The organism is Treponema sp. (genome assembly GCF_045657965.1).
GTDB lineage: Bacteria > Spirochaetota > Spirochaetia > Treponematales > Treponemataceae > Treponema_D.
On record NZ_JAZOUG010000276.1, the window covers coordinates 1 to 2715 of the forward strand.

Sequence of the window (2715 nt, forward strand, 5' to 3'; positions counted from 1 at the left end):
GGGCTTGCTGATGCTGCACCGAATGTAACGTTGTATGGAGTTCCGTTAACTGTAACTGTGTCGCCGTTAGACTGAACGTTGTAGCTCTGTCCGTTGACTGTAACAGTGTATGAACCGTTTGAAGAAGCTGCTTTTGGAGCCTCTTTGATTCCGAATGTTTTTTCTGCATCAACAGGACCGTTTGCACGTGTTTCGAAGAATTTTGTAGCTACTTTCGGGAACATAGCATATGTAAGAACGTCTTCTACAGAGCCGTTTCCACCGTTAGCCTTAGCTTCTTCAACCATTTTGTCCCACTCTGGAGCAATTTTGTCTGCCGGGCGGCAAGTGATAGCCTCTTACATTTTGTTCTGTTCGACAGCTTTTTTAACGAGGTCTTTGTTTGGTTCAGCAGGAACTTTACCATATTTACCTGTGAGGAGGCCACAGAACTCACCGGTCATGCGCTCGTAGCGGCCGAAGAGTACGTTGAATACAGCCTGTGTACCGACAATCTGTGATGTAGGTGTAACGAGTGGAACGTATCCGACATCTTTCTGAACGAGTGGAAGCTCTGCCAAAACCTGGTCGATTTTGTCTGAAGCACCCTGCTGCTTCAGCTGGCTTTCAAGGTTAGAAAGCATACCGCCTGGAACCTGTGATTTAAGAATACGTGTATCTGCACCGAGGAATTTTGACTCGAGTGAAGCGTAGTGCTTACGGATGTCGCGGAAGTAAGCAGCGATTTCAAGCAAAGCACCGATGTCGAGGCCTGTGTCGAACTCTGTGCCTTTGAGCATTTCAACTACAGTCTCTGTCGGTGAGTGAGATGTACCCATAGCCATTGCAGAAATTGCTGTATCGAGAACGTCAGCACCAGCTTCAGCAGCTTTGAGAAGAGTAGCAACTGAAAGACCTGTTGTTGCATGTGAGTGGATTTCGACAGGAAGATCAACCTTTGATTTGATTGCTTTTACGAGATCGTATGCTTCGAATGGTTTGAGCAAACCAGACATATCTTTGATACAGATTGAGTCTGCACCGAAGTCAGCATAAGTTTTTGCAAGGTCTGCATAGATTTCTTTTGTGTGATATGGAGTTGTAGCGTAGCTGATAGCCATCTGAACGTGTTTGCCAGTTGCTTTTGCAGCTTTTGTAGCGCGCTCAAGGTTTCGCGGGTCGTTACAAGCATCGAAAATACGGAATACATCAACACCGTTTTTTGAAGCGTATTCAACGAACTTGTCGACTACATCGTCTGCATAGTGGCGGAAACCGAGAAGGTTCTGACCGCGCAAGAGCATCATGATTTTTGTGTTTGGCATTGCAGCGTGCAATTTGCGGAGGCGCTCCCATGGATCTTCATTAAGGAAGCGGATGCAAGAATCGTAAGTTGCTCCACCCCAGGCTTCTGCAGCCCAGTAACCGATTTTGTCAATTTTTGGTGCGATTGGCAGCATATCTGCCAAAGTCATACGAGTAGCGTGAAGAGACTGTGTAGCATCACGCAAAACAAGTTCAGAAATACCAATTTTCTTAGCCATTTTTTATCCCTCTAAATTATTGTTTTTCATGCAAAGCTGTTGCAATAGCAGCAACGATTGCTTTCTGGTCAACAGCAGGTGCGGCTGACGGAACATCTGCTTTCGGCTCTTCTTTATCAAGACCTGTTGCATGAACAAAAAGGCGGAGCCCGTTCATACAGATAATCAAGATAACAAGGAAGCTGAAAACAACACACATACCAAGCAGAGTAAGGATAATACTCTGGTTAAGCATTTCAGCGATTGTCATAATTCCTCCAACGGATATGATTTCGTAAAAAATAGAATTTGCATAAAAGTATAAATGATTTTTTAGTTTTCTTCAATGTGAGAAAAAGGGAATTATTGAGAAATCATCAACATTATGCTATTGTTTTACCAGCTTATGAACAAAAGACAAAATGTTATTTTATCAATACTAATACTGATTTTTTCACTTGCAATAATTCCAGGCTGTTCGAAAGAAGAAAGTTCAGAACAGTCATCAGAAACTCTTTCCCAGCTTCAGTTACTTCTTGAAAACCCGGCAATTTCAGCCCAGTCAAGATATGCAGTAATCAACAGAATTGCAAATTTATTTTATGTACAGAATAAAACCGATGAAATGGTTCTTTTTTTGACAGACTGGGTCGAAACACATCCGGGAGACACTTATAACTCTTACTGGCTTTATATGGTAGCCGCAAATTATTTAAAAGCCGGCGAAGAAGCAATTGCAGAATATTATTATGAACGCATTATAAATAATTTTCAGGATCTGCTTGTAAATAACGAGTCACTTCACTTTTCATGTCTTCAGCATTTAATTCAAATCAGTAAAAATTCTTCAAACAGAATAAACTACTTTAATAGAATAATTCACGATTTTCCACAGAACATGAATACAACCGAAATGTATTTCAGACTTGCACTTGAATACGAAAATGTCGGTGAATGGGATCTGGCATTAAAATCATACGAGCTTTTTCTTGAACAGCCGGATTCTTCAACAATCCAGATTACAGGACTTCCGAATGCTTACACAAAAGCCCGTCAGATGGTCAACTTTTCAAAATCATCAAAAGACTGGACATTTGCAAGCCTTGCAGAACTTGAATCATCTGTAAAAAAGGCAATTTCTTCATATAACTGGCGCTCACTTGACCGTTACCGCTCAAAAGTTAATTTTTTTGCAATGAGCTGGAAATCAAGT

2 protein-coding genes and 1 pseudogene are annotated in these 2715 nt (G+C 41.5%); 1 reads left to right on the forward strand and 2 read right to left on the reverse strand.

Going from position 1 to position 2715, the window contains the following annotated elements; genetic code table 11:
* Together ACKI5B_RS10490 and ACKI5B_RS10495 are read right to left on the reverse strand one after the other, a co-directional pair.
* Positions 1–1523: pseudogene (locus ACKI5B_RS10490) on the reverse strand (pyruvate carboxylase subunit B); the annotation flags it as partial.
* 16 nt (positions 1524–1539) lie between these two features.
* Complete coding sequence (locus ACKI5B_RS10495) at positions 1540–1773, reverse strand: OadG family protein (RefSeq protein ID WP_407428506.1); 234 nt, start codon at positions 1771–1773, stop codon at positions 1540–1542.
* Positions 1774–1908: 135 nt separating this feature from the next.
* Here ACKI5B_RS10495 and ACKI5B_RS10500 point away from each other — a divergent pair.
* Positions 1909–2715: tetratricopeptide repeat protein (locus ACKI5B_RS10500; protein WP_407428508.1), on the forward strand; the 807-nt coding region annotated here is incomplete at its 3' end.